This window comes from Nocardia stercoris, assembly GCF_003696265.1.
Lineage (GTDB): Bacteria > Actinomycetota > Actinomycetes > Mycobacteriales > Mycobacteriaceae > Nocardia > Nocardia stercoris.
On the sequence record NZ_RFFH01000020.1, the window covers coordinates 30,882 to 55,922 of the forward strand.

General features: G+C 67.4%; 26 protein-coding genes and 1 pseudogene. 14 read left to right on the top strand and 13 right to left on the bottom strand.

Going from position 1 to position 25,041, the window contains the following annotated elements:
• The first annotated feature begins 20 nt into the window (after positions 1-20).
• The 5 genes from dapF (at position 21) to EBN03_RS29460 (ending at position 5,711) form a co-directional block, all read left to right on the top strand.
• Positions 21-917, top strand: a complete 897-nt coding sequence (gene dapF, locus EBN03_RS29440; RefSeq protein ID WP_122191490.1) for a diaminopimelate epimerase — start codon at positions 21-23, stop codon at positions 915-917.
• Positions 918-1,076: 159 nt separating this feature from the next.
• Positions 1,077-2,591 (top strand): GTPase HflX, encoded by a 1,515-nt coding sequence (hflX, locus tag EBN03_RS29445; protein ID WP_122191419.1) that lies wholly within the window; start codon positions 1,077-1,079, stop codon positions 2,589-2,591.
• Positions 2,592-2,699: 108 nt separating this feature from the next.
• Positions 2,700-3,593 carry a lysophospholipid acyltransferase family protein gene (locus EBN03_RS29450; protein WP_122191491.1) on the top strand — a complete coding sequence of 298 codons (894 nt, stop codon included), beginning with the start codon at positions 2,700-2,702 and terminating at the stop codon, positions 3,591-3,593.
• Between the two features lie 179 nt (positions 3,594-3,772).
• Entirely contained in the window at positions 3,773-4,918 is a 1,146-nt protein-coding gene (locus tag EBN03_RS29455) for an acyl-CoA dehydrogenase family protein (protein ID WP_122191420.1), read from the top strand.
• 235 nt (positions 4,919-5,153) lie between these two features.
• Positions 5,154-5,711 (top strand): NAD(P)H-binding protein, encoded by a 558-nt coding sequence (locus EBN03_RS29460; RefSeq protein ID WP_267899317.1) that lies wholly within the window; start codon positions 5,154-5,156, stop codon positions 5,709-5,711.
• A gap of 197 nt (positions 5,712-5,908) precedes the next feature.
• Here the strand turns inward: EBN03_RS29460 and EBN03_RS29465 are convergent, their stop codons facing one another.
• Positions 5,909-6,556 (bottom strand): TetR/AcrR family transcriptional regulator, encoded by a 648-nt coding sequence (locus tag EBN03_RS29465; RefSeq protein WP_122191422.1) that lies wholly within the window; start codon positions 6,554-6,556, stop codon positions 5,909-5,911.
• Positions 6,557-6,617: 61 nt separating this feature from the next.
• Between EBN03_RS29465 and EBN03_RS34360 the strand changes: the two genes are divergently transcribed.
• The 3 genes from EBN03_RS34360 to EBN03_RS29480 are packed head-to-tail and all read left to right on the top strand — an operon-like array spanning position 6,618 to position 9,085.
• On the top strand, positions 6,618-8,081 hold the full coding sequence (locus tag EBN03_RS34360) for an alpha/beta fold hydrolase (RefSeq protein WP_158675777.1): 1,464 nt from the start codon (positions 6,618-6,620) through the stop codon (positions 8,079-8,081).
• Between the two features lie 18 nt (positions 8,082-8,099).
• The gene (locus tag EBN03_RS29475; RefSeq protein ID WP_122191423.1) at positions 8,100-8,297 is read left to right on the top strand and encodes a hypothetical protein; all 198 of its coding nucleotides are present in this window, start codon (positions 8,100-8,102) and stop codon (positions 8,295-8,297) included.
• The gene (locus EBN03_RS29480) at positions 8,294-9,085 is read left to right on the top strand and encodes an MBL fold metallo-hydrolase (protein WP_122191424.1); all 792 of its coding nucleotides are present in this window, start codon (positions 8,294-8,296) and stop codon (positions 9,083-9,085) included. The genes EBN03_RS29475 and EBN03_RS29480 overlap by 4 nt, the downstream gene beginning before the upstream one ends.
• 75 nt (positions 9,086-9,160) lie before the next feature.
• Here EBN03_RS29480 and EBN03_RS29485 read toward each other — a convergent pair whose 3' ends face one another.
• Entirely contained in the window at positions 9,161-9,664 is a 504-nt protein-coding gene (locus EBN03_RS29485; protein WP_233608719.1) for a MarR family winged helix-turn-helix transcriptional regulator, read from the bottom strand.
• 106 nt (positions 9,665-9,770) lie between these two features.
• Between EBN03_RS29485 and EBN03_RS29490 the strand changes: the two genes are divergently transcribed.
• Both EBN03_RS29490 and EBN03_RS29495 read left to right on the top strand, forming a co-directional pair.
• Positions 9,771-11,213, top strand: a complete 1,443-nt coding sequence (locus tag EBN03_RS29490; RefSeq protein ID WP_199743019.1) for an MFS transporter — start codon at positions 9,771-9,773, stop codon at positions 11,211-11,213.
• Between the two features lie 155 nt (positions 11,214-11,368).
• Positions 11,369-12,691, top strand: a complete 1,323-nt coding sequence (locus tag EBN03_RS29495; protein ID WP_199743020.1) for an FAD-dependent oxidoreductase — start codon at positions 11,369-11,371, stop codon at positions 12,689-12,691.
• A gap of 290 nt (positions 12,692-12,981) precedes the next feature.
• Here EBN03_RS29495 and EBN03_RS29500 read toward each other — a convergent pair whose 3' ends face one another.
• Positions 12,982-13,614: a response regulator transcription factor gene (locus EBN03_RS29500; RefSeq protein WP_122191428.1), complete on the bottom strand. Its 633-nt coding sequence runs from the start codon at positions 13,612-13,614 to the stop codon at positions 12,982-12,984.
• A complete protein-coding gene (locus EBN03_RS29505; protein WP_122191429.1) occupies positions 13,605-14,834 on the bottom strand; it encodes a sensor histidine kinase in 1,230 nt (409 codons plus the stop codon). The genes EBN03_RS29500 and EBN03_RS29505 overlap by 10 nt, the downstream gene beginning before the upstream one ends.
• Before the next feature lie 181 nt (positions 14,835-15,015).
• Between EBN03_RS29505 and EBN03_RS29510 the strand changes: the two genes are divergently transcribed.
• Positions 15,016-15,441 (top strand): hypothetical protein, encoded by a 426-nt coding sequence (locus tag EBN03_RS29510; protein WP_122191430.1) that lies wholly within the window; start codon positions 15,016-15,018, stop codon positions 15,439-15,441.
• A 209-nt stretch (positions 15,442-15,650) separates the two neighbouring features.
• On the top strand, positions 15,651-16,586 hold the full coding sequence (locus EBN03_RS29515) for a type II CAAX endopeptidase family protein (RefSeq protein ID WP_147471750.1): 936 nt from the start codon (positions 15,651-15,653) through the stop codon (positions 16,584-16,586).
• Between the two features lie 466 nt (positions 16,587-17,052).
• On the opposite strand, the gene EBN03_RS29520 is transcribed toward EBN03_RS29515, so the two are convergent.
• The 5 genes and pseudogenes from EBN03_RS29520 to EBN03_RS29540 form a co-directional block, all read right to left on the bottom strand.
• Positions 17,053-17,427 (bottom strand): DMT family transporter, encoded by a 375-nt coding sequence (locus EBN03_RS29520; RefSeq protein ID WP_122191432.1) that lies wholly within the window; start codon positions 17,425-17,427, stop codon positions 17,053-17,055.
• 45 nt (positions 17,428-17,472) lie between these two features.
• Positions 17,473-17,808: a DMT family transporter gene (locus tag EBN03_RS29525; protein ID WP_233608720.1), complete on the bottom strand. Its 336-nt coding sequence runs from the start codon at positions 17,806-17,808 to the stop codon at positions 17,473-17,475.
• A 60-nt stretch (positions 17,809-17,868) separates the two neighbouring features.
• Complete coding sequence (locus tag EBN03_RS29530) at positions 17,869-18,321, bottom strand: MarR family winged helix-turn-helix transcriptional regulator (RefSeq protein ID WP_233608721.1); 453 nt, start codon at positions 18,319-18,321, stop codon at positions 17,869-17,871.
• 476 nt (positions 18,322-18,797) lie between these two features.
• Positions 18,798-19,164, bottom strand: a pseudogene (locus tag EBN03_RS34700) (SDR family NAD(P)-dependent oxidoreductase); the annotation flags it as partial.
• Between the two features lie 60 nt (positions 19,165-19,224).
• On the bottom strand, positions 19,225-20,016 hold the full coding sequence (locus tag EBN03_RS29540; protein WP_122191494.1) for an SDR family NAD(P)-dependent oxidoreductase: 792 nt from the start codon (positions 20,014-20,016) through the stop codon (positions 19,225-19,227).
• 234 nt (positions 20,017-20,250) lie between these two features.
• Between EBN03_RS29540 and EBN03_RS29545 the strand changes: the two genes are divergently transcribed.
• Positions 20,251-20,868 (top strand): TetR family transcriptional regulator, encoded by a 618-nt coding sequence (locus EBN03_RS29545; RefSeq protein WP_122191434.1) that lies wholly within the window; start codon positions 20,251-20,253, stop codon positions 20,866-20,868.
• Between the two features lie 42 nt (positions 20,869-20,910).
• On the opposite strand, the gene EBN03_RS29550 is transcribed toward EBN03_RS29545, so the two are convergent.
• The 4 genes from EBN03_RS29550 to EBN03_RS35335 form a co-directional block, all read right to left on the bottom strand.
• On the bottom strand, positions 20,911-22,578 hold the full coding sequence (locus tag EBN03_RS29550; RefSeq protein WP_122191435.1) for a class I adenylate-forming enzyme family protein: 1,668 nt from the start codon (positions 22,576-22,578) through the stop codon (positions 20,911-20,913).
• A gap of 67 nt (positions 22,579-22,645) precedes the next feature.
• Complete coding sequence (locus EBN03_RS29555) at positions 22,646-23,149, bottom strand: nuclear transport factor 2 family protein (RefSeq protein ID WP_122191436.1); 504 nt, start codon at positions 23,147-23,149, stop codon at positions 22,646-22,648.
• Positions 23,146-24,042: a TIGR03619 family F420-dependent LLM class oxidoreductase gene (locus EBN03_RS29560; protein ID WP_122191437.1), complete on the bottom strand. Its 897-nt coding sequence runs from the start codon at positions 24,040-24,042 to the stop codon at positions 23,146-23,148. The genes EBN03_RS29555 and EBN03_RS29560 overlap by 4 nt, the downstream gene beginning before the upstream one ends.
• Before the next feature lie 135 nt (positions 24,043-24,177).
• Entirely contained in the window at positions 24,178-24,324 is a 147-nt protein-coding gene (locus tag EBN03_RS35335; protein WP_233608722.1) for a hypothetical protein, read from the bottom strand.
• Between EBN03_RS35335 and EBN03_RS29565 the strand changes: the two genes are divergently transcribed.
• On the top strand, positions 24,323-25,027 hold the full coding sequence (locus EBN03_RS29565; RefSeq protein ID WP_233608723.1) for an IclR family transcriptional regulator: 705 nt from the start codon (positions 24,323-24,325) through the stop codon (positions 25,025-25,027). The genes EBN03_RS35335 and EBN03_RS29565 overlap by 2 nt on opposite strands.
• Positions 25,028-25,041 lie beyond the last annotated feature (14 nt).

Below are 25,041 nucleotides of genomic sequence, written 5' to 3' on the forward strand. Positions count from 1 at the left end.
TGGGACAGGTGAGCGCGGATATCGAGTTCAGCAAGGGACACGGCACCCAGAACGACTTCGTGGTGCTGCCGGACCCGCAGGCGGCGCTCGATCTGACGGTGGACCGGGTGGCCCGGCTGTGCGACCGGCAGCGCGGGATCGGCGCCGACGGTGTGCTGCGGGTGGCGCGCACCGGTGCTTTGGTGGCCGCCGGGGTGCTGGCCGAGGTGCCGGACGGGATCGACCCCACCGACTGGTTCATGGACTACCGCAACGCCGACGGCTCGATCGCGGAGATGTGCGGCAACGGGGTGCGGGTCTTCGCGCACTATCTGGTGGCGAGCGGGCTGCACAGCGGTAGCGAGTTCGTGGTCGGCAGCCGGGCCGGGGCGCGCCCGGTGGTCGTGCACAGTGCCGGGCCGGTGGCCGGGGAGGTGACGGTCACCATGGGACCCGTTCGGGTACTGGGTGATTCGGTGGCCACGCTCGAGGGCCGCGCGCTGCCCGGGATCGGGATCGACGTCGGCAACCCGCATCTGGCGTGCGTGGACACCGAGCTGACCGCGGCGGCCCTGGCGGGTCTCGACCTGACGGTGTCGCCCGGTTTCGATCCGGCCATGTTCCCGCGCGGGGTGAACATCGAGATCCTCACCGCGCTGCGCGACGAGCCGGGCGGGCCGGGCGCGGTGGACATGCGGGTCTACGAGCGCGGGGTCGGGGAGACCCGCTCCTGCGGTACCGGCACGGTGGCGGCGGCCGCGGCCGCGCTGGCCGCCGGCGGTTTCGACCTGGCCCAGGACAAGGGCTCGGTGCGGGTGCGCGTGCCCGGTGGTGAGGTCACGGTCGGGATCGAGGCCGGTGAGGCCTGGCTGCGCGGGCCGTCCGAGCTGGTCGCGACGGGCCGGCTCGCGGGCGCGTGGTGGGAGGGCGACCGATAGCCGTCGCGAGCCGGTCGGTGCTCTACCGCTCACCGCGTAATCGGCTCGGCAGGCCGGGGGCCTGCCTGCGCGGAAACAACTCGGCGGGCCGGCCGTGCGTGTCCGCCCAGAGATAACTCGGATGCGGGCCGGCGTCGGCACGTGGGACGATGGTGGCATATGAGGAAACCGCAATCATTCGAGTTCACCCCCGCCGACGAGCTGGACGACGCCGCCGACACCGACCGTGAGACCGACTCCGCCGAGTCCGGTGACGGCTGGTCGGCCGCGCCCACGGTCGGTGAGCTGCAGCTCGACGAACGTGCCGCCCTGCGCCGCGTCGCGGGTCTGTCCACCGAGCTCGCCGATGTCACCGAGGTCGAGTACCGGCAGCTGCGTCTGGAGCGCGTGGTGCTGGTCGGAGTCTGGACCGACGGCAGCACCGAGCAGGCCGAGAACAGCATGGCCGAATTGGCCGCGCTGGCCGAGACCGCCGGTTCGGAGGTCCTGGACGCGCTGATCCAGCGCCGCGACAAGCCGGACAAGGCCACCTATATCGGCTCGGGTAAGGCCGAGGAACTGCGCGGTGTGGTGCTCGACAGCGGCGCCGACACCGTGGTCTGCGACGGTGAGCTGACGCCCGCGCAGCTGACCGCGCTGGAGAAGGTCGTCAAGGTCAAGGTCATCGACCGGACGGCGCTGATCCTGGACATCTTCGCCCAGCACGCCACCTCCCGCGAGGGCAAGGCGCAGGTGTCGCTGGCCCAGATGGAGTACATGCTGCCCCGGCTGCGCGGCTGGGGTGAGTCGATGTCCCGGCAGGCCGGTGGCCGCGCCGGCAGCAACGGCGGTGTGGGTCTGCGTGGTCCCGGTGAGACCAAGATCGAGACCGACCGGCGGCGCATTCGAGAACGAATGGCCAAGCTGCGCCGCGAGATTCGCGAGATGAAGACCGCTCGCGACACCAAGCGGGCCAAGCGCACCTCGAGCGGGGTACCGCAGGTGGCGATCGTCGGCTACACCAACGCCGGCAAGTCCAGCCTGATGAACTCGCTGACCGGCGCCGGCCTGCTGGTGCAGGACGCGCTGTTCGCGACCCTGGACCCGACCACCCGCCGTGCCGCGCTCGACGACGGCCGCGAAGTGGTGTTCACCGACACCGTCGGCTTCGTCCGGCACCTGCCGACCCAGCTGGTCGAGGCGTTCCGCTCCACGCTGGAGGAGGTCACCGGCGCGGACCTGCTGCTGCACGTGGTGGACGGTTCCGATCCGCTGCCGTTCGAGCAGATCAAGGCCGTGCGGGAGGTGATCACCGAGGTCGTGCGCGAGCAGGACGCGGTGATGCCGCCCGAACTGCTCGTGGTCAACAAGATCGATGCGCTCGATCCGACCGGCCTGACCCAGTTGCGCGGGCAGCTGCCCGACGCCGAGTTCGTCTCGGCCCGCACCGGGCAGGGGCTCGGCGAGCTCCGTGACCGGCTGGCGCGCATCCTGGGCGGTCTGGACGTGGAGATCAGCATCCTGCTGCCGTACTCGCGGGGCGACCTGCTGGCCCGCATCCACGCCGACGGCCGCATTGTGGAATCGGCCCACGAGGAGGGCGGTACCCGGTTGCGCGCCCTGGTTCCCCGGGCGTTGGCGGGCCCGCTCGCCGCATACGCGCACGCCGGAGAAATTGCGGAAGATCACCCCTGACAGCAACCTCATCCTGTGTGACGCAGCTCATTTCGCTACCATGTGTGGTGCTGGGTCACAGTCGCCTCCGGCCGAAGACGTATCGGTTCACAACGTGGAGGTATGCCGATGAGCAGGGGGATCGATTCCGTCGGGGGTACGACGGAATCCGAGTTGGGTGCAGGGTTGAGCGACGGTGCGTCGCTGCGTTTTTCGTACGGTGAGCTGGAGCGTCGGGTCGTCGACGCCATCCTGACGCCGATGCGGATGTGGCATGCGCCGCGCTTTTTCGGGTTCGACCGGATACCGGCGGAGGGGCCGGTACTGCTGGTCGGCAATCACACACTGTCGGTGCAGGTCGACGCGCCGGTCCTGCTGCACGAGATCCTGCAGCGGCACGGCCGGGTGGCGCGCGGTCTGGCGGAGAACGTGCTGATGGTGCCGGGCGCCCGCCAGCTCGTGCACATGCTGGGCGGCGTGCGCGGCAGTCGCGCGAACTGCCGGACGTTGCTGTCGGACGGTCAGGCGGTGCTGGTGTTCCCCGGTGGCGGGCGTGAGGCGCTGCGCCGCAAGTCCGAGGACAAGTACAAGCTGCACTGGAAGGGGCGGGCCGGGTTCGCTCGAATGGCGATCGAGACCGGGGCGCCGATCGTGCCGATCGCCATGGTGGGTGGCGACGATCTGTACCAGGTGGTGCTGGACAGTCATCATCCACTGATGGCGCCGTTGCGGATGACGGTGCGGGCGTTGGGTTTACGTACCAGCCTCACGCCGCCGCTGATCCGTGGTTTCGGGCCCACCGTGTTGCCCGAGCCGGAGCGGCTGTACTACTCGGCCGCCGAGCCGATCGACACCACACCGTGGGCCGATGCCGAGGATCTCGACGCGGCCGCCGAGGAGCTGCAGGAGATCGCGCAGAAGGCCTTGGCCGACGAGATCGACTTCCTGCTGCGGGAACGCGACCGGGACCGGGGCCGGACCCTGGTCGGCCGGGTGCAGCAGGCGCTCGCCGCGCCGAAGTAGCGCCGTTCGTTTCCTCGTCGGCGACGGGCCGGTTCAGCGGAACTCTCGGTTCCGATTTCCGCTGAGCCGGTCCATTGCCTGTTCGGGCGCCTTCCCGTCGGTCTAAGTTAACAACGATTCGGATTTCCGATACAGTTGTATCGAGGCTGAGTGCCGATGTCGTCACAAGGAGGACCTGCGTGAAGCGCACGCTTTTCGAGCCCGAGCACGAACTGTTCCGGGAATCGTTCCGTAAGTTCCTGGACCAGCATGTCGCGGAACATCATGCGGAGTGGGAGAACGAGGGCCTGGTCCCTCGCGAGGTGTGGCTCGAGGCCGGTAAGCAGGGCTTCCTGGGTACCGACGTGCCCGAGGAGTTCGGCGGCGGCGGGGTCGAGGACTTCCGCTACAACGCGATCGTCACCGAGGAAGCCACCCGCGGTGGTTTCAGCGGTCTCGGATTCACGCTGCACAACGATGTCGTGGCGCCGTACCTGCTGAAGCTGGCCAACGACGAGCAGAAGCGGCGCTGGCTGCCCGGATTCGTCTCCGGCGAGATCATCACCGCCATCGCCATGACCGAGCCCGGCACCGGTTCGGACCTGCAGGGCATCAAGACCCGCGCGGTCCGCGACGGCGACGACTGGGTGCTCAACGGCGCCAAGACCTTCATCACCAACGGCATCAACGCCGACCTGGTGATCGTGGTCGCCCAGACCGACCCCGAGAAGGGCGCCATGGGCTTCTCGCTGCTGGTGGTCGAGCGCGGTATGGCCGGGTTCGAGCGCGGCCGCAACCTGGACAAGATCGGCATGAAGGCGCAGGACACCGCGGAGCTCAGCTTCACCGACGTCCGGGTGCCGGCCGCCAACCTGCTCGGCGAGGAGGGCCACGGCTTCCTCTACCTGATGCAGAACCTGCCCCAGGAGCGGCTGTCGATCGCCGTAGTCGCCGCCGCCGCAATGGAATCCGTGCTGGAGCAGACCATCCAGTACGTGCGCGACCGCAAGGCGTTCGGCAAGCCGATCGGCGCGCAGCAGAACACCCGGTTCGTGCTGGCGGAACTGGCCACCAAGGCCACCGCTGTCCGGGTCTTCGTCGACCACTGCATCAACCTGCTGAACTCCGGCGACCTCTCGGTCGAGGACGCCGCCAAGGCGAAGTGGTGGAGCACCGAGGAGCAGATCGACCTGATCGACCGCTGCCTCCAGCTGCACGGTGGCTACGGCTTCATGCGTGAGTACCCGGTCGCCCGGGCGTACATGGACTCGCGCGTCCAGACGATCTACGGCGGTACGACCGAGATCATGAAGGAGATCATCGGCCGGGGACTGAAACTCAGCTGATCACAGGGGGTTTCGGGTCTCGTGAGAGGACCGTGCTCCCGCTCTGCTGCCATGGCTGATGCAAACCTCGAAATTTTCGAACAGCCGAGATACGGGGGTACGGTATCCGCCACTGGTGCCGCGACCCTTTTGCGTTGTGTACGTCGCGACCCTTTTGCGTTGTGTACGTACAGCCCTGGCCAACCATCTCCCCGGACCCGGCGGTTGTCACCTGCCGGGTCCGGGGCGACGAACGTTGTGTGCAGATCGACGGCCGGAGCCGCTCCTTGTCGCGGCGGGACACGAGGTAGCGGGCATGACACGCTCACCGGAAAAGGCGCGGCTGCTCGCCGCCATCGGTGCGGAACCAGTGGTGTGCAACGCCTTCGACGCCGACGGCCTCGCCGCAGCCGTCACCGCGTTCGCCCCCGAACTGGGTTATGCACCAGCTCTCCCCGACGACGCGACACGCCTTCCTGCGGGCCGCGCGGCCAACGCTCGTATCCGCCGCGACGGCACCACAAACCTTTTGGCTGCCACCCGCGCCGCCGGCGTCTCGCGCTTCATCGCCCAGAGCGTCGCCTGGGAGATGAGCGGAGAAGGCCAGGCCGCCAAGGACTTCCTGGAGCAGTCGGTGCCTGCGGCACGCGGCGTAGTCCAATACGGCCAGTTCTACGGTCCTGGAACGTATTACCCGAGTACCCTCCCCACGCTGCCTCGCATCGCCCTCGAAGAAGCAGCCGCCCGCACGGCCCACGCCCTCGATCTCACTACCGGCATCAACGAATTCACCGAAGAATCCGCCACGGCATGAGACGCGGTCCCAGGTACCGGCATACCCGGGGAAGTGCGGGCAGGCGTCGCCGCAGCGCTGTCAGCAACCCCGAGGGCTCGCTGCGCGCGGGACCTGCGAATTTCTCCGATGCGGTGCTCGCTGTGCGACGTGTTCGAACGCTACGGGTGCCGGCGAGACGGTGGTGACGCACGGGCTGGCGTCTTCCGCCGGACTGCTCATCCGTTACCGGTGCTGAAGCCGGACAGTAGACCAGCGCGCGCGGCGTGCGCGGCGACGGCGGCACAACGGCCCGCAAGGTCGAGGTCTACCGGCTCTCCGGTGATGTAGATCCGCTGATAGAGCGGGGCGGCGAGCCAGCGAATCACCTGGATCGGGTCGGTGTCGGCCGGCACCTCGCTCCGGTCGATCGCGCGCAGTACCGCGACCGACGCCCGCTCGGCCCGGTCATCGATCGCGACGGTCAGCGTTCTCCGCGCCGCGGGATCGCGCACGGCGGTCGAGACCATGCAGTCCAGCCATCCCCGATGCGCCGGGCTGTCCCGCAGCCGCACTATAGCGCCGGCGACATAGCGCAGATCCTGCTCGAGATCTCCGGTGTCGGGCATGGTGAATTCGGTCGTGAGCTGGTCGGCCACCTCGCGAATGAGCGCCTCCAGAGTGCCCCAGCGCCGATAGATCGTCGACACCGCGACGTTGGACCGTTGGGCGATCCGGTCCAGACTGGCACCGCCATAACCGAACTCGGCCAATTCGGCCAGTGTCGCGTCGAGTACGGCGGTGCGGGTGCGTGCGGTGCGTCCACCGGGCCGACGTGTCCCGGATTGGGCCTCCGCCGACCTCGGTAAATGAGAATTCTCTTGCATTAAGCCTCCGTGCCGGTCATGCTTCCCATGTTAACGCAAATCGATTCCTGTTAGGATTGCCATGGGCATACCCCAGATCGTGCACCGGTTCGTCGATGTCGACGGCGCCCGCGTGTTCTACCGCAGCGCGGGACCCGACGATGCGCCGGTCCTGTTGCTGCTCCACGGTTTTCCCTCCGCTTCGCATCAGTTCCGGAGGCTGATCGATGCGCTGGGTTCCCGATACCGGGTGATCGCGCCCGACTATCCCGGCTTCGGTCACACCGAGGTTCCAGCGGACTACCACTACTCGTTCGAGGCACTCGCCGACACCGTCGAGGGCTTCGTGCTGGCTGTCGGGCTGCGCCGATTCGTCATGTACGCCTTCGACTTCGGTGGCCCGGTGGGTCTTCGACTGGCTACCCGGCATCCGGAATGGATCGCCGGCCTGGTGATACAGAACGCGAATTCCTACGTCGAGGGCCTGTCCGAGGCGGCCCGGGAGCTGATCGCCAATCGGCCCGGCGTCGCGGGCGCGGAAGACCAGGTACGGCAGATCCTCACTCTCGCGGTCACCCGGGCGCAATATGAAGGCGGCACAATCGATCCCGAGCATGTTTCCCCGGACGGATGGACCCTCGACCAGTACTTCCTGGACCAACCAGGCCGGGAGGAAGCCCAGATCGCGCTCGCGTTGGACTATCACGCCAATGTCGAGCTCTACCCGACCTGGCAGCGGTGGCTGCGCGAGCATCAGCCACCCACACTGATCCTCTGGGGCCGCCACGATCTGTTCTTTCCCGAATCGGGTGCGACCTCATACCTGCGCGATCTGCCGGATGCCGAACTGCACCTGCTCGACACCGGCCATTTCGCACTGGAAGAGACACTGCCGCACGTGGTTCCGATCATCACCGAATTCCTCGATCGGGCGTGGGCACTGGGCCGGGCTCGGATCGCCGTGATCGGCGCGACGGGCAACCTCGGAGGTGCGGTGGCACGGGAAGCGCGGGCCCGCGGTCATCGGGTCACCGCGTTGGGGCGGGCGGATGTCGATGTCACCGACGTCGAATCGATCGTGCCCCGGGTGGCCGGGCACGACGCTGTAGTGGTCGCGGTCAAGGGCGGCGACCGGCTGGTGCCACGCGCCGCCGAAGCCGTGCTGGCGGCCTTGCCGAAGGCCGATGTCGATCGGCTCGTCTTCCTGGGTGGCGGCGGCAGCCTGGAATACGCACCGGGACAACGGTTTATCGATGCACCGGACTTTCCGCCGCAGTATCTCGAGACGGCCCGCGATCAGGGCGAGGCGCTACAGCTGTTCCGAGCGGCGATGCAGACGCCGGTCGCGTGGTCCTATGCCAGTCCGCCACCGGTGCATCTGGTGCCCGGAGACCGGACCGGAACCTACCGCGCCGAGGCGCGCGACACTCCCATCGTCGACGAACACGGCGAAAGCCGGATCAGCGTAGGCGATTACGCCTCGGCCGTCGTAGACGCCGTGGAGAACAACTACTTCCTCCGCACTCGATTCACCGTCGGTTACTGACCCACGCAGGAGCATCCAATGAACACGACAGTTCTCACGGCGATCGCCCGCAACGGTGCGGCCCAGCGCGCGGTGCTGCTCGCACTTGCCACAGTGGTGCTTATCGCCACCGACGAGCGCATCTTGGTCCCCGTGGCGGTGTCGATCTATGCCATCGCCAATGCCGTTGCTATCGTGCGGGCTACTGCCCGAGCCACTTCGGGCGGCGCCCGATGAAACCGGGCATCGAGATCCGCGCACTCGGCGGACCTACAGCGCTACTCGATGTCGCCGGACTGCGGCTGCTCACCGATCCGACCTTCGACGGGCCGGGCGAGTATCCGCTCGGAGCGGGGCGAGTACTGGTCAAAACCGCTCCGTCGGCGCTGTCACCACAGCAGCTCGGCCCGGTCGATGCGGTACTGCTGTCCCATGATCAGCATCCTGACAATCTCGATACCGCGGGTCGCCACTATCTCGCGCAGGTGCCGCTGGTCCTGACCACCGCGGCCGCCGAGTCACGGCTGGCCGGATCATGCCGCGCGGTCGGGATCTGGGAGTACGTCGATCTCGCCCGACCGGCCGGCGGCACCTTGCGAATCACCCGTGTTCCGGCACGCCACGGTCCCGACGGTACCGAGCATCTGGTCGGTGAGGTGGCCGGGTTCGTGCTCACGGGCGCGGATCTGCCAACGGTGTACATCAGCGGCGACAACGCGTCGCTCGATGTCGTCCGCTCGGTCGCCGAGCGATTCCCGCGCATCGACGTGGCAATGCTGTTCGCGGGTGCGGCGCGCACAGAGTTGATCGAGCACGGTCACCTCACGCTCACCAGCGCCGAGGCCGCCACGGCTGCCCGGATCCTGGGTGCCGGACAGGTGGTGCCGCTGCACTTCGACAGCTGGCAGCACTTCACCGAAGGTGGCGCCGCACTGCTCGCGGCGTTCACCGATGCTGGGCTGCGTGACCGGCTCACTCTGTTGCGGCCCGGCGACCGCGCCGTCGTCGTCCTCGATTCGGTCTGAGGTACGGCGATTCGCCGCTGCCTGTGCTGGTTTCGCGGTGCGGGCAGCGGCTGCGCGTCGCACGCTCCGAGGCGATCACCGTGTGCCGGTGCGGCGGCGGCCGGTCGACGGGGTGGGCCGGTCGCGGAGGCGATCGATGTGGCGTTGCTGGATCGTGGTGTTGGTGCGCAGGAAGTCGGTGATCAGCCGAAGCTGTCCGGCATCGTATTTCGCGGCAAGCTCGCGCTCTCCGTCGCTGATCAGCGGGCCGACGAGGTCGAAGCAGCGTCGCGCACCCTCGTCGGTGATGCGGATCACCACCTTGCGCCGGTCGACCGGGTGTGGCGCCCGGACGAGCAGGTCCAGTTTCTCCAGCCGGTCGAGCATGACGGTGACGCTGCCGGTGGTGAGGTTGAGCCGGTCGCTGAGTTCACTAGGGCTGAGTTCACCGGTGGTGAGTAGTTCTTCCAGGCAGCGCAGGTCGGTGCCGTTGACGCCCAGCAGGCGGGCGGTCTCGCGGTCGAAGTCGTCGACGGCGGCCTGGTAGGCCTGGGTCGCCTGCCCGAGTTCGGCGAGCGCTTCCGCCATCTCACTTGACATCCGTTTCATCTCCTTACACGCAAAAATAAATTGATAATCAAGATACATTATGTTCAAGATTCATAGCAGTCAAGTGAGATGGGGGAGCCGCTCATGTCCCGAGTCCGTGAAGGCGACCGGCGCGGCGCCGGCCATCGCGCTGTCACCCCACCCCAAGCGGTGGGCTGCCGCGGTCGTGATGATCCCGGCGGCCTTGCTGGACGTGATCGACGGTTCGATCATCAATACGGCGCTACCCTCGATCGGCCGTGGGCTGGGCGCTACTCCCGCCGAGCTGCAGTGGACGGTGTCGGCCTATCTGCTGGGGTTCGCGGCCACCCTGATCGTCGCCGGGCATCTGGGCGATCGGTTCGGCCGCAAGGGTTTGTTCCTGGCCGGGTTGGCCGGGTTCGCGGTCTCGAGCCTGGCCGGTGCCGTGGCGGCGGGGCCGGACCAGTTGATCGTGGCGCGGGCTGCGCAGGGTGTGGCTGCCGCGGTGATCATGCCGCAGGTGCTCGGCTCGTTGCGGGTCTTGTTCACCGGCGCGGAGCGGGGCAAGGTGTTCGCGATCTACGGCGCGATCGCCGGGCTCGCGATGGCGGCCGGAGTGGTATTGGGCGGGGTGTTGACGGACTGGAACCTGTTCGGGTGGGGCTGGCGGACGATCTTCGCCATCAACGTGCCGCTGGCCGCCGTCCTGATCGTGTTGGGCGCATTGTGGATTCCCGCTGCCCGCGACCATGGGCCCGGCCGGGTCGGTGTCGTACGCGCGGGCGCATTGGCGCTGTCGCTGGCGGCGATCGTGCTGCCACTGGTGCAGGGCCGCTCCGTGGGGTGGTCATTGTGGGGGTGGTTGCGCCTGGGCGCGGGCGTTGCGGGCCTGGCTGGGTTGGCGAAGTGGCAACAGGTGCTCGATGAGCAGCGGCCGATGCTGCCTTCCGGGTTGTTCGTTTCGCGGGTATTCGTCGCCGGACTGGTCGTGCAGCTGCTGTTCTGCGGTGCGATGTCGGGTTTCATGCTGATCCTCACCATCTGGCTGCAGTCCGGTCAAGGCTATTCGCCGGCCCGGGCCGGGCTGTTGATGGTGGCGTTCAGCGTTGGCACCTTCCTGGCCGCTCCGATGGTCGACGGGCTGGTGGCGAGGTTCGGCCGCGGCGTCCCGGCGGCCGGCGGGCTGATCCTGGTCGGCGGGCTCTGCTGGGTTGTGCGGGCTACCGGCCACGTGTGCACCCACGCGGCGGCCTGGCCTCTGGTGCCGGGACTTCTGGTCGCCGGCACGGGCCTTGGGCTGATGGTGATCCCGCTGGCCGACATCATGCTCACCGCCGTGCCGGAGGATCTGGCCGGCGTCGCGTCGGGTGTCTTCATCACTGCCCAGCAATTCGGTGGCGCGCTGGGCGTGGCGGTCATCGGCAACGCGTTCTTCGCCCGCGTCGGCGCCGGTCACGGGGATGCGATCGGCCGCGCGGGGCAGTGGTCGGTGGTGGCGTGCGCGGCCTGCGCAGTGCTGTGCCGTGTCATAACCTGCGCGGCGATCATCCCCCGCGCCGAGGCCGACCATGCCGGTTGACCTTCGGGTCTATCACGGCCCGGACCGGGCTCTGCGGCGGTCGTGGCACATCGCCCGAAAAATAGACTTGACAATCAAGTATCTTGAATGACAACCTGTATTTGCTTGACAAACAAGAAGAACGAATTTCAAGGGAAGTGGTTGACATGCGGGTCATGATCATCGGAGGCGGCACCGGCGGCATGTGCCTGGCGCACGGCCTGAAGCGGGCGGGCGTCGAGGTCGCCGTCTACGAGCGCTACGGCTCCCGCAGCGACGGCCTCTACGGCTATCGGGTCGGCATCGACCCCACCGGCAACCGGGCCTTGAAGCAGTGCCTGCCGCCGGAGCTGTTCGACACCTTCGTCGCTACCTGCGCGCGTGGGCCGCGGCACTTCAACGTGCTGACCCAGTCCATGCATGCCACCGCGAGCATCCCGCTGCGCGACGACAGCGACGAGGTCAACAGCGAGCGCTCGGTCTCGCGGTCCACGCTGCGACAGGTGCTGTTCACCGGCATGGAGGACGTGGTGCGCTTCGGTAAGGAATTCACCCACTACGAACAGCACGAGGACGGCACCGTCACCGCGTATTTCGCCGACGGCACCACCGACACCGGCGATGTCCTGATCGCCGCCGACGGCACCCGCTCCAAGGTCCGCGAACAGTATCTGCCCCACGCCCAGATCAAGGACGCCGGCATCACCTCCATCGCCACCAAGACCGCGCTCACCCCCGAGATCCGTGCCCTGCTGACCGACGAAATGCTCAACGGCATCAACCTCATCTTCGCCACCAAGGGCCTGATCGGCATGCTGCATGTCATGGAGTTCAAGTGGGACGCCGACGGCAACCCCAAGAACCCGGCCGATGCGGCCTTGCTGGACAGCTGGAACGGCCTGCAATTCGACAACACCCGCGACTACGTCAACCTCTCGGTGTGGAGCTCACACGACCACTTTCCCGAGGGCACCGTCGACCAGCGCGGCACCGAACTCATCGCCACCGCCCTCGAGGTCACCCGCAACTGGCACCCGAACCTGCGCCGCATCTTCGAGCTGTCCGACCCCGAAGCCGCCTTCCCCCTGCGCATTTCGACCTCCGTGCCGGTCGAGCCGTGGAAGACCACCAACATCACCCTGCTCGGCGACGCCATCCACACCATGACCCCCGGCCAAGGTGTCGGCGCCAACACCGCCCTGCGCGACGCCGCCCTGCTGTGCCGCGAACTGGTCGCCGCCGCGCACGGCGAGAAGTCCCTGCTCTCCGCGCTCGCGGACTACGAAGCCGAAATGATCCCTTACGGTTTCGCCCGCGTCGCCGATTCGCTCGACAACAACGGCACCAGCGGCGACGACCCGCTCTACAAGCCCGGCACCGGCCGCCTGGCGCTCTTCGCCGCCCGCACCTACTTCAGCCTCACCAGCAAGATCCCCGCCCTGCGCCGCAAATTCCTTGAAGACCTGTACACCTACCGCGGCGCCGAAGACCCTGCCTGAAGGTGACACAGAATGTGTTTCGATCGGGGCCGGTCATGACAGACCCACGCTGACCTTTTCACGATCTGCGGATCGAAGCTCGAGTTCATGTCGCGGGGCAGGTCGACCTCGACCGGCCGATCTCGGTGGTCACTGGCAGGGCCGAGGGGTGACGTGGACATGACGTCGGTGAGCGGCGCGGTGCCCTCTTCGATCAGGGGGCGTCGCGCAAGTCTGGACGGTGAGGCGAGAAGTCGAACGATGAGCCAGCAGACAGTGCGATCAGCGGGTATTCAGCCGCTTGCGCCGTTCTAACGGCTGAGGTAGGCCAGCACCGCGAGTACCCGACGGTGGCCGCTGTCTTCGGTGGGGAGGTCGAGCTTGGCGAAGATATTGCCGACATGTTTATGGATCGCACGCTCGGTGACCTGCAAGCGTAGGGCGATCTCGCCGTTTGCATAACCTTGGGCCATCAGCTCGAGGACTTCGCGTTCTCTGGCGGTGAGTGTGGATACCGGATCGTGGCGGGTCATGAGCTGTTCGAGCACCTCTGGGTCCATCACGGTGCCGCCCGAGGCGATGTGTTGCAGGGTGCGCAGGAAGTCGTCGACCCGTGCGACACGGTCCTTGAGCAGATAGCCGACGCCACCGCCATCGCGCAGCAGATCGCGGGCGTAGCTGTGCTCTACGTACTGTGAGAAGACGAGCACGGGTTGCCCCGGAAAGCGGGAGCGCACCTCGAGCGCCGCGCGGATACCTTCATGCCGAAAGGTCGGCGGCAGCCGTACATCGACGACGGTGACATCGGGGCAATGTTCGGCGACGGCAGCGATGAACGAGTCGCCGTCGGTGGTGACCGCCGCGACCTCGTGACCCTCCTCGCGCAACAGGAGCACGAGCCCTTGTGCGAGAACCACATTGTCCTCGGCGATCACTACTCGCATGGGCACGCCGCCCGCAATACGGTCGGTCCGTTCAGCGGGCTGTCGACGGCGAGAACACCGTCGAGCGCTTCCAGCCGCCTGCGCATGCCGGCGACCCCCGTGCCCTTGGACTCGTCGACACCGCCACGCCCGTTGTCGTGTACCTCGACGGTGACGTACCGGCCGATCTTGCGCACCTCGACACGGGCGGTGGTCGCGCCGGAGTGGCGTGCGGTGTTGGTGAGTGCCTCGGCGACCACGAAATACACAGCTGCTTCCACCGAGGCGGGTATGTCACCAGAGACCTCGATCTGCACATGGGTGGGAACAGTGCAGCGTGCCGCCACGGCGGCGACCGCACCGTCTAGGCCCTGATCGGCGAGAATCGGTGGATAGGTGGTGCGCAGGACGGTCCGCAGGTCACTCATCGCGGCTTCGGCACCGTCGCGGGCTTGTTCCAGCAGCGGGCCGACTGCCTCGGGGTCACGCTCGAGGACCCGCATCGCCAAACCCAACCGCATCGCGAGACCCACCAGGTGGGCTTGCGTGCCGTCGTGCAGGTCGCGTTCGATGCGCCTCAGGTCGGCGGTGTGCGCGTCGACTGCCCCGGAACGGGTGCGTTGAAGTTCGGTGATCTGATGCGCCAATTGTTGGTTCATTCCCGCTCGTAGGCAGACCTCCGATATTCGCATGCCGCTACGCGCGATCAGCGGCACACAGACGACGGCTACTGCCGTGGTGACGACCGTCTGCACGATTCCCACGGTGAACGCCGACGCCCATCCGGTGATTGGCACGTTGGCCACCACCCGGACAGTGCCCTGCGGAAACAACCACCACAACCAGATAGCCGCAAAACTCAGCACCGGTAGCACAGCGAGGGCGAGGCCTACCGCGCCGAGGACAACGCCGACGAAAAGCATCGCGACGACCCACCGTACTTCACGCCACACGATTCGGTCGGCGACGAGCGCGGGCAGCCACCGAAAGGGCCTGCCGGTCGGTACTTCCGGACTATCCAGTTCACGGGCCAGCCGGATCCGCTCGGAATCGGCGATTCGACCGAGCACCCACAATTGCGGCGGCACGAGTACGAACCCGATGCCCACGAGGCAGGCAACGGCCGTGTAGATCAACAGGGGCACTGCGACAATCGCGTACAGGCCTATTCCGAAAGTGGTTGCACTGGCGCGGGCTCCATTGCCTACCCGATCCCACCACGAAGCGACTGATACAGACACCCCGGTAGTCTTTCATCCTGATCCGGCCGTGACGGTGTAGCTGGTACCACCACCAGATGGGGTGCGTGCTCCCGGGCATCGGCCCGCTGTCGTACCTAACGTTGCGATCGTGATTAGCAGCAACGAAATCAACGGTCGACAGGTCAGGGCCGACACAGGTAGTGCGTCTGCAGTTCGCCGGTTGGCGGCCGGTCTGTGCCTCAGCGCGCTGGCTGCCACCGCGGTCGGGGTCCTCGCCCCGCGGGCCGCGGCACTGGAGATCGCCCCCGGCCTTACCTGCGAAAAAGACCTCAACTGCCGCAACGACACCGAGGACACCTACCGGGTGACTTCCCGCGCGGAATGCACCGACGGCGCCATCGGCTACACAATCGACAGTTGGATCGGCCCGCACTCGGCCGGTCGCGTGAATGCCGAATGCCCGGGCATCTCCAGACCCGGCACAATGAGACCTCAGACCACTATCGGAGCCAACGGGCAACCCCACATGACGATGAGGTGGAACGACTTCGGCGATTGGGAGCAGACCTACGTGGTCGGCATCGAATACCTGGGCGCGGAGGTCGACAACAATCCCCGCCAGCCCGATTCCGGGTCGACCGGATAACTCGGCCGCCACGGACGAACACAGGCAACCGGACGCGAAAGCGCCTCGCGCCGAGACGACCTTCTCCAAGGGGCACCCGCACAGGGTGTCCCTTTCTCATGACCACTGCCGGTTCCGTGTCGAGGCCGGGACGGTGTAGCTGACTCCACCTTCGATCGGGGTGATTGTGTCACCGCCCCGGCTCGTCGACCTGCCTACCGTTACCGAGTGTGACGAACAGGAACGAATTGCGAACACCTCCCCGACACCAGCGGGACGATTCACGCGGTCGGGCAGTCAAGGAGTTGTGGTACTTCGTGCCGGCGGCCTATCTCGGCGCATGGCTGGTGGCAACACCGTTGTGGCTGACGGGATTTCGGCGTGAAGCGCCGTCGCAGCACGCGGGCCCGTTGGTGGCGGCCTGCCTGTTCGCCATGATGGTCGTTCCCGCCGTGGTCGCGATCCTGCTGACCCGATGGCGTCATCCGTGGCGTGACGTGCCGCGAATTCTATCGCTGGGACTGCCCAGCCCCCGGGGGCGCGCGCTGGTTCAATGCCTTTGGGCGAGTACAGTTTTCGTCGCAATCACCCTGGTGGGATTGATACCCGCGGCGCTGTCGGGCGTGTATCGGCCAGCGTGGCCGCAGTCCGCGTGGTCGCTGCTGGCTATGCCGTTGTCGGCGATTGTCTCGCTGCCCCTCTATCTCGGCGAAGAGATCGGCTGGCAGGGGTACATGATGCCGCGGTTGACACTTCGCTTCGGTACCGTCACGGGTATCTGCGTGGGCGGCGTGCTCTGGGGTCTGTGGCATATGCCCATGACCGCGCTGGGCGGAAGCTATCCCGGCCATCCGCTCTACGTCGCGATCCCCGCCGCCGTCGCGGTGGCAGTCGCCGCGGGTGCAATTATCGCTGTGATCCGGATCCGCACACACTCGGTCTGGCCCGCCGTCGCAGCCCACCTCGGGTTGAACGAGTTCGCACTGCCGCTGCCGCAGCTCACCGCCGCGTCGGACCACGCGCCCGATCCACTGTTCGTCGGACCACTGAGCCTCATCACGTGGCCGATCATGATGATCGCCGGCGGCATGGCGCTGTATACCATCAGCGGCGCCGGACATCGGCGTGGACTGCGTGGAACCGGTCGAAAATCAAGGGCCGCATAAGCCCGCGCTCCCCCCCCGCGAGGACCGCGCTGTTCCGACAGCTACTTCTCGCACGGATATCCCTCAGCCCCGGCAGATGGAACGACAGGATCGCCCCGCTCGGCCGAACGATCACGCTCCTCGGCCCCCACGTGTCGGCAGGATCGCTGCAGTGCGCGTGAATAGCGGAGAAATGATCAAGACCTGCGGATGACGGGAAGGACGCACCTTCCTGGATGATCTACGACAGATACAAGTCTTGATCACTCCGACGCGCCAACGCCGGCCGGGAAGGTACGTCCGTGCTCACGGTAGTCCAGAACGTCGACGCCGATGGTGTCGAGGCCGCATCATCGCGGTCGTTGATCGATGAGATCGTCCGCGACGTGGCCCGGCAGATGCTCGCCGCGGCGTGGAAGGCCAGTCACCCGGTGGGGGAGGGCCGGCAGCCCGAGCTGGTGCGGATCAAAAGGCGCACGATCGCTCCTCAGTCGATCTTGGTACGGTCGGCCAGCTTGAGCCAGATCACGCCGACGATGATGACCGCGAGCCAGAAGAGCTTGGCGGCGGACAGCTTCTCGGCGAAGAAGACCGGGCCCAGTAGTGCAGCTCCGGCGGCACCGATACCGGCCCAGATGGCGTAGCCGATGCCGACGTCGATGGTGCGCAGCGCCACGCTCAAGGCGAAGAGGGTCAGCAGGAAGAAGGCGATCGCCACGAGCGACCACGTCACGATGGTGAATCCACGGCTGCCCCCGACGGACAGGGCGTAGCCGACTTCGAAGGCGCCGGCCAGGAGCAGCACGAGCCAGTTGCGGAGATCGGTGGTGTGGTCGGTGGAAGTGGTCGACTCAGTGGTCATGTGAATGTCCGATCAGCTCGATGGAGATGGTTTCGTGGATGAGCGTCATGCCGCGCCGCTGAGCTGTAGTCCGACGACGCCGACGATGACGAGGGCGATGCCGGCGAACCGACGCCAGTCCAGGCGCTGCTCGAACAGCAGCGCGCCCAGTAGCACGATGCCGATGCCGGAGATGGACGTCCAGATGGCGTAGCCGACGCCGACGTCGAATGTCAGCAGGGCCAGGCTGAGGAAGTAGGTGCCGATCGCGCCGCTGACCAGCGTGACGACGGTCCATCGTAGGTTGGTGAATCCGGCGGCCCGGCCGGCGGCGACCGCGACGGTGATCTCGAAGACGACCGCGACGGCGAGGTAGAGCCAGTGCATGGGAATCCACTCCAATCAATTGTCTGTACATGCATCTATATGGGTAGACGTGGCCGATCGTGCCGGCCTGTGGGGTCAGTCGGTCGCGCGGTTGAGCAGATCGCCGAACGAGGTCATGATGCGGCCGATGTGGGCTGGGTCCAGTGTTGGGTCGGTAGCGGGTGCTTGGTCGAGCAGTTGCCGAATGTGGTCGGCGAGCGGACCGTTGGCGTCGCGCAGGACCCCTTCACCGCGGTCGGTGATGACCGCGTAGACGCCACGGCCGTCGTCGGTGCAGATATCGCGGCGCGTGAGGCCCCTTGTGTCGAGCCTGTCCAGCAGTCGGGTCGCCGAACTCTGGTTCAGGCCGATCTGGGCGGCCAGCACGTTCACGCGTAGTTCCTTGTCGGGCGTGGCGGCGAGGCTCCGCAGTGCGCGATACTCCGTCAGTGAGATCCCGTGGTGGGTCATGAGCCATTTGCTCGCGTTGGCGTCCGCGGAGCCGACGAACGCCGCGATCTGTAGCCAGTCGTCGAGCAGTCTGTCCACGGAAGGGGCTCTGTCGTTCGGCACCCGGCTTACATGCATGTACATGAATCTAACTCCGCCGGGCACTGGCCTGCAACCCCTGGAGTACGGCCATCGGCGGGCCTGTGGGCTCGGCGTCTCGGGCGCGCCGCCAGCCACCGACCATCCGGACATTGATTCGTTGGGTTTGTGGCTGGTCGGTTCGGTCACGTCTGACGCCGTCGTGGAGATGATCGCCGGTGTCAGCACCCGACCGTCGTCACCTCGCCGGACTGATGAGTCTCATGAATCTCTTTCTGGGGGTAGGGGTTCTGGACGCTCAGCTCCACGAATCTCCGTCGGCGACTACCCGACCAAGCACGCTCCCGGTTGTGTCGATCCGGCCAGCGATCGCGTTCGGGCAGGCCGATCATGAAGGAGATCGTCGGCCGGAGACTGAAACTCAGCTGATCCACGGGCTGTAGCGGAAGCCGGCGGCCGGATCGGCGCAATCACCGACTACCGGCCCGCCGGCTGATGGCGCGGATCGCCTCCTTTGCCGCGGCGTAGGACGCCTGCGTGACATGGCCCTCGATGCCCGCGCCGGAGGCGAAATTGATCACCGAGCCTCGGGTGTCGCGCAGATCCGGATAGCAGGCCCGCATCAGCCGGAACGTGGGATGGAAGCCCGTGCCGAACGAGAGGTCCAGCATCTGCGCGGTGGTCTCGACCAACGGGCCTGACGAGAGGCGTGGGCGTTGTTCACAGCACGCTCACCGGCCCGAACTCGCGGGCCGCGAAGTCCCGGATTCTCGCCGCGCTGTCCTTGCCGCGACCGATACCGCCGACACCACCGGTGATCGCGACCTTTTGATCCAAACGCATCGAATTCTCCTGTACCCGTGATTGTTCGGAAGGTGGTGGGCGTGGAACAACACCCTGGCGTCAGGTGCGGTTCAGTAGTTTTCGCATCAATTGCGCAGTTGCACGGACCAATTCGGCGCGGGGGAATGCGGAGCGCTTCTGTGCCATCCGGTAGTTTCCGCCCGCGACCCACACCGGTCCGTCGGTGAGATGCGCCAAACCTTCGCGGGCGACGTCCTCCGGTTCGGACACCGCCAACCCGGGGATGTCGAAATTCAAGCCCGCCCGCTCCATCGCCGGGGTTCGGGTCACGCCGAGGACCAACTCGACGACATCGACCCCGTACGGCTCGAGTTCGAGCCACAGTCCTTCGGCGAAGACCCGGCTGAACGCCTTGGCCGCCGCGTAGATGCCCTCGTGTTCGGCGCCCATGTAGCCCGACAGGGAACCGAGCAGCATGATCGCTCCGCGCCGGCGCTCCTTCATCCCGGCACCGAAATGCTGCGAAAGCTCCAGTTGGCGATCGACATTGAGTGTGATCACCGCACGGAACCGGCGCATATCACCCGAGACGAACTCGTGCCCGTAACTGTTGGCACCGGCGTTGAAGATCAGGGTCCCGACCTCGATATCGTCGGTTGCGGCTCGAATGCGGTCCACCGCGTCGGGTGCGAGCAGATCCACGGCCAGCGTGCGCACCTCGACGCCGTGGGCCCGGGCACGGGCCGCCGTCGCTTCGAGCGGATCGGGCTTGCGTGCGATGAGCACCAGATGCACACCCGCTCGGCTCAACTCGTCGGCGAAGGCCGCGCCCACCCCCTCCGAGCCGCCGGCGATGACGGCCCAGGGCCCGTACCGGTTCTTGTCGATCATCTGTGGGGCCTTCCTCTTCCGCCGGGCGGCGGTGCCGACCGGTCCGGGCACTCGAGGCCCGGCGAGGTCACGCTAGGCAACAATGTTCGGCAGGTTGTGGACCATTCCGGTCAATGGGATGTGCGAGGCCGCGCCGTGGCATCCCACTCATCGGAAGGCAGCCACGGTCGTCGCGCGGGTTTGACAGCATCGAGGCCGAACGTATCGGCACGACAGCGAAAGGAGGTGCAGCACATGGCGAGAATCGCCGAGCAACGCGACGCCGCGGCGCCGAGTTCCACCGAGCAGCACGCTCGGGTGGGACGCATCCTCGAAGCCGCCGCCGCCCTGGCCGCCGAGAAGGAATTCGACCGAGTCCAGATGAGCGAGGTGGCGAAGGCCGCGGGCGTGGCGGTCGCCACGCTGTACCGCTACTTCCCTTCCAAGACACACCTTTTCGTCGCTGTCATGCTTCGCCAGATCGACCGCATGGGCGAGGGTTTCCGGCGTCGCCCCAGCACCGCGGAGCGACCCGCGGACGCGGTCTACGAAACCCTGGTGCGAGTGGTGCGCGGTTTGCTGCGCCGGCCGTTGCTGTCGGCGGCGATGATCCAAGCCAACAGCACGGCCAAACCGTCTGTCGTACCGGACACCACGCAGGTCGAACGGAATTTCCGCGGCTTGCTCTACCACGCGGCGGGCATCGAGCGGCCGACCGAACGAGAAGCCATGCTGACCCGAGTCCTGATCCAGGCGGCCTTCGGAATCTTCCAGTCCTGCCTCAACGGGCGAATCGGTATCCCCGACGCGGAACAGGATCTGCGGGTGGCGTGCGATCTGCTGCTCGCCGAGTGGCCGGACACGCGCGGCTGACCGCCGGGCGGTCCGCGATCGGACCACCCGGCGGAACCCCGGTCAGAGGCTGATCGACCGGCGGATCACTTTCCCGGTCGCGTTGCGCGGCAAGGCTTCCGTGCGGATCAGCCACCGCGAGGGCACTTTGAAATAGGCCAGCCGCCCGGCAGCGAACTGGTGCAGCTCCGGCTCGTCGGCCGCTGTCCCCGGACGTACCACCACGACCGCGGCGACCTCCTGGCCGAGATCCTCGTGCGGCACACCGATCACCGCGCATTCCAGCACCTCCGGATGCTCCTCCAGGCACTGCTCGATCTCGGTGGGATAGACGTTTTCCCCGCCGCGCAGGATCAGGTCCGAGCGGCGGCCGACCAGCCGCAACCGGCCCGCTTCGAGCACACCGAAATCGCCGGTCCGCAACCACCGGTCCGGGGAGATGGCAGCGGCGGTGGCGGCTTCGTCTTCCCAATATCGGAGCATCACGAACGGGCTGCGCACGCACACCTCGCCCTCGGTGCCGTCGGGAACGCGGACGCCGAAGGGATCCCGGATCTCCAGATCGACGGTGAGGATCGGCCGCCCGAGCGTGCCCGGCGCCTGTTCGAGATCCGCCGAGGTGGCCACCGCGATGGCCGTGCTGCATTCGGTGAGGCCGTAACTGTCGACGAGGGCGTCGCGCGCGAACGCGAATCGTTCCCGCAGCCGGTCCTGCAACGCGATCGACGAGGGCGCCGACGCCAAGGCGAACGCCGTCAGCGAGGACAGGTCGTAGTCGTCCAGGTTCTCGCAGGCCAGCAGGCGCCCGGCCATGGTCGGCACCGGCGCCCAGTTGGTGACCCGTTCCCGGTCGATCAGACCGAGCACGGCCGGCACGTCGAACGCGCCCTGATGCATCACCACCGCGCTGCCGGTCGCCAGGCGGGGGACCACCAGATTGTGCAGGCTCGCGATATGGAACAGCGGTGAGGTCAGCAGATAGCGCAGCGGGCTCGGTTCGGTGTCGGTGTAGGTGTGGCCGGACAGTTCGATCGCGAACGCGTCGGAGAACCGGTGGTAGTCGGCGACGGCCAGCACGTTGCGTTGAGAATGCAACGCGCCCTTGGGTTTTCCGCTGGTTCCGCTGGTGTAGAGGAGGACCGCCGGATCGTCCTCGTCGACCTCGGCCCGTGGCAGTTCGGCGCCGGCCCGGGCGGCGATCAGCCGCGGCACATCCGATTCGACGGTGAGGACCGCGATCCCGGAAGTGTCGAGGCCGGTCAATGATTCGGCGCGCTTGGCATCGACGATCAGTACCGACGGACGGCAATGCCGCAGCGCGTAATCGGTTTCGCGGGGCGTCCACCAGCCGTTGAGGCCGACGCTGATGGCGCCCAGGCACTGCGTCGCCCAGAACGCGATCACCCACTCGGGGCTGTTGGCGGCCAGAATCGCCACCCGATCCCCGGCCCGCACCCCGAGATCGTCCCGCAACGCGGTCGCGAGCGCCGCGACCGCGGCCAGATGCTCGGCATACGAGATCCGCCGGTCCGCGGTGACCAGGTAGTCCCGATCTCCCCAGGCCCGGCTGGCCGCCATCAGGTCACCGACGGCCCGGCCGCGACGGCGCATCACCGGCATGGTCACGCCGAGCACCGTCTCGGGCACGATTTCGAACCGGCCGCCCGGCCCGGTCAGTCTGGTGATCACCGCTTCGATCTGTGCGTGCACTTGCGCTTCCTGTGTCGTCATCACGGCTGTCTTTCCTCGAGTTGTGATGCGCACAACATTTCACTGTGCGACATTCACCGAAGCGGGATTACCGCTGAGTGAGACCTCGGGTGTCCGAGGTGTCGAGCGCGAGCAGTTCTCGCGCGTCGGCGCGACCGTCGAGCAGACGGCTGGTGCGCCGTGTCACCTTCCACTCGCCGCCGACGCGGGCGAATTCCCAGCGGTTGGCGGTGATCCGCGCGACCCGGAAGCCGTCGCCACCGCGAAGTACCAACTGCGACTTGCCGGTCGCCACCGCGGTGTCGCCGTCGACATGGATGTGTCCCGGTTCCAGCAGATGCGCGCACCCGCCGGCGATGAAGTCCTGATGTGCGCGCGAGCGAACCATGGCGATGATCTCGGCGTGTCCGCGCAATACTCCGGTGTCGATGTCGTAGACGCCGTCATCGGTCCACAGTGCGGCGACGGCGTCGGCGCTGCCGCTGTCGATCGCGGGCCCGTAGGCGGCCATGAGCCCGCTGATGGCGAGCTTGTCCTCGAGTGTGCGTACGCGCGCGGCGAGTTGGGTCACCAGTTCGGCGGTGTCGGTCATGATTCTCCTGTTTCGGTGTGGTCGGCCGGAAGCGTGCAGCCGAGTTCGACGGCGAGCGCGCGCAGGGCGGTGAGCTGATCGAGGTAGTGGTCGGCGTCCGAGCTGGTCAGCGAGATATTCGCGATCGTGGCGCCGGCCGCCGCGCAGCGGTCGAGGGCGCGTGCGGCGCGGGCCGGCGCGCCGAGCGGATCCAGCGGGGTACCTGGGCCGAGCACGACGTCGAACCCGGCGGGCAGTTCGACGGCCGCGAGCATCTCCGCCGTGCTGTCGAGCGACAGCCCGAACGGGACCCAGCCGTCGCCGAGTTCGACGGCCCGGCGCAGTGACCGTCGGGTCCGGCCGCCGATCCACAGGGGTACGCGGTCCTGAACGGCATGCGGCTGGACCAGCATGTCCGCGAAGTCGTAGAAGCTGCCGTGATATTCGGGCCGCGGACGCGACAGTGCGGCCCGCAGCGCGGCGAGCGCGTCGTCGGCGCGCGCGCCGCGGTCCTCGAACGAGGCACCGAGCAGGTCGAATTCCGCGCGGAGACTGCCGACGCCCAGCCCCAGGATCAGCCGTCCACCGCTGACGGCGTCCAGCGTCCCGTAGCGTTTGGCGATCTCGAGCGGGTGGTGGTAGCCGAGCACCAGAACCTCGGTGGCGAGTCGGATCCGGCTGGTCCGCGCCGCGAGAAAGCCGAGGGTGGCCAGCGGGTCCCAGTAGACGCCGCCGCGTTCGGCGGCGACGTCGACGGGCACGGCGACATGCTCGCTGCAGGTCAGGTGGTCGAATCCGAGGCGGTCGGCGGCTTCGGCGATCCGGGCGAGTTCGTCGATTCCGGCGTCGCGCTCCCACTCGGCGTGGGCGGCCGGGTGGGCGACCACGATCGGTGACGACAGTCCGATGCGCATGTTCGGATGTACCTCTCGGCTGGGGTTGCGGCGGGCGTAGCCGTTGTACCTCCGGCGCGGGGACGCAGGTCGGGTGATCCCGGTGGGTGGAACAGGCGCCGGGGCCGTTTTCCGTTGTGAAACCGCCCTACGATGCTAACCTGCGACCAGAATCAATTTCAGTTCTGGCGCGACAAGTAGCCACTGAAGTGCATCTTTGGAGGGCTCGATGGCTGTCATCAATTCGACTGAAGCGACACAAGCTCGCCACACCGAGCCATCGCCGTCCATGGTCGAGCGCATGACCCTGATCCTGGACGCGTTCGACGGGCGCAGGGTGCCGCTCTCCCTCGAGGAGGTCGCCCGCCGGGCGCGACTGCCGCGCTCGACCGTCCACCGCATCCTCAACCAGATGCTGCGGTTCCAGTGGATCGAGCACGAGACGTTCGGCTATCGGCTCGGTCGCCGAGCCCTGGGACCCTGTGGCGACGAGCGAGGGCACGGGGAGATCCGGGAAGCGGCGGCGGCCCGCCTGCACGAGTTGCACCTGCGCACCGGGCTGGTGGCGCACCTCAGCGTGCTCGACGGCTGCGACGTCGTCTTCCTCGACAAGGTCGGCGGGGCGTCGGCCCGGCAGGTGCCGTCGCGGGTCGGCGGCCGCGTGGCCGCCCACCACACGGCCGACGGTAAGTCGATGCTGGCCGGGCTCGCTCCGGAGACGGTGGACTCCCTCTACCTCCCCACGCCACCGAGCCACACCGTCGCCACCCCCGCACTGCACCTCGAGCTCAGTCGAATCCGGCAGCGCGGCGGACTGGCCTTCCACCGTGACCCCGCGAAATCGGAATTCGCCTGCGTCGCAGCGGCGGTGCGCAGCGGTGATGCCACCATCGCGGCCGTCTCACTGTGCGGTGACGGCCGCGATGGGCGACTGAAGCATGTCGCGCCACTGGTGGCCGGCGCGGCCCGTGCGGTGTCCCGGATCCTGAACCCCAAGGCGGCCTGACACATTCCCGGGGG

What these genes read in the sequence shown, in the direction of transcription:
- EBN03_RS29550 (WP_122191435.1), bottom strand. Translation starts at nt 22,578, where the DNA reads ATGACGACACAGGAAGCGCAAGTGCACGCACAGATCGAAGCGGTGATC.
- EBN03_RS29475 (WP_122191423.1), top strand. Translation starts at nt 8,100, where the DNA reads ATGAACACGACAGTTCTCACGGCGATCGCCCGCAACGGTGCGGCCCAG.
- EBN03_RS29520 (WP_122191432.1), bottom strand. Translation starts at nt 17,427, where the DNA reads ATGACCACTGAGTCGACCACTTCCACCGACCACACCACCGATCTCCGC.
- EBN03_RS29480 (WP_122191424.1), top strand. Translation starts at nt 8,294, where the DNA reads ATGAAACCGGGCATCGAGATCCGCGCACTCGGCGGACCTACAGCGCTA.
- EBN03_RS29485 (WP_233608719.1), bottom strand. Translation starts at nt 9,664, where the DNA reads ATGTCAAGTGAGATGGCGGAAGCGCTCGCCGAACTCGGGCAGGCGACC.
- hflX (WP_122191419.1), top strand. Translation starts at nt 1,077, where the DNA reads ATGAGGAAACCGCAATCATTCGAGTTCACCCCCGCCGACGAGCTGGAC.
- EBN03_RS29465 (WP_122191422.1), bottom strand. Translation starts at nt 6,556, where the DNA reads ATGCAAGAGAATTCTCATTTACCGAGGTCGGCGGAGGCCCAATCCGGG.
- EBN03_RS35335 (WP_233608722.1), bottom strand. Translation starts at nt 24,324, where the DNA reads ATGCGCTCGACCATGGACGGCGATGGCTCGGTGTGGCGAGCTTGTGTC.
- EBN03_RS29560 (WP_122191437.1), bottom strand. Translation starts at nt 24,042, where the DNA reads ATGCGCATCGGACTGTCGTCACCGATCGTGGTCGCCCACCCGGCCGCC.
- EBN03_RS29500 (WP_122191428.1), bottom strand. Translation starts at nt 13,614, where the DNA reads ATGCGAGTAGTGATCGCCGAGGACAATGTGGTTCTCGCACAAGGGCTC.
- EBN03_RS29555 (WP_122191436.1), bottom strand. Translation starts at nt 23,149, where the DNA reads ATGACCGACACCGCCGAACTGGTGACCCAACTCGCCGCGCGCGTACGC.
- EBN03_RS29495 (WP_199743020.1), top strand. Translation starts at nt 11,369, where the DNA reads ATGATCATCGGAGGCGGCACCGGCGGCATGTGCCTGGCGCACGGCCTG.
- EBN03_RS34360 (WP_158675777.1), top strand. Translation starts at nt 6,618, where the DNA reads ATGGGCATACCCCAGATCGTGCACCGGTTCGTCGATGTCGACGGCGCC.
- EBN03_RS29450 (WP_122191491.1), top strand. Translation starts at nt 2,700, where the DNA reads ATGAGCAGGGGGATCGATTCCGTCGGGGGTACGACGGAATCCGAGTTG.
- EBN03_RS29540 (WP_122191494.1), bottom strand. Translation starts at nt 20,016, where the DNA reads ATGATCGACAAGAACCGGTACGGGCCCTGGGCCGTCATCGCCGGCGGC.
- EBN03_RS29545 (WP_122191434.1), top strand. Translation starts at nt 20,251, where the DNA reads ATGGCGAGAATCGCCGAGCAACGCGACGCCGCGGCGCCGAGTTCCACC.
- EBN03_RS29565 (WP_233608723.1), top strand. Translation starts at nt 24,323, where the DNA reads ATGACCCTGATCCTGGACGCGTTCGACGGGCGCAGGGTGCCGCTCTCC.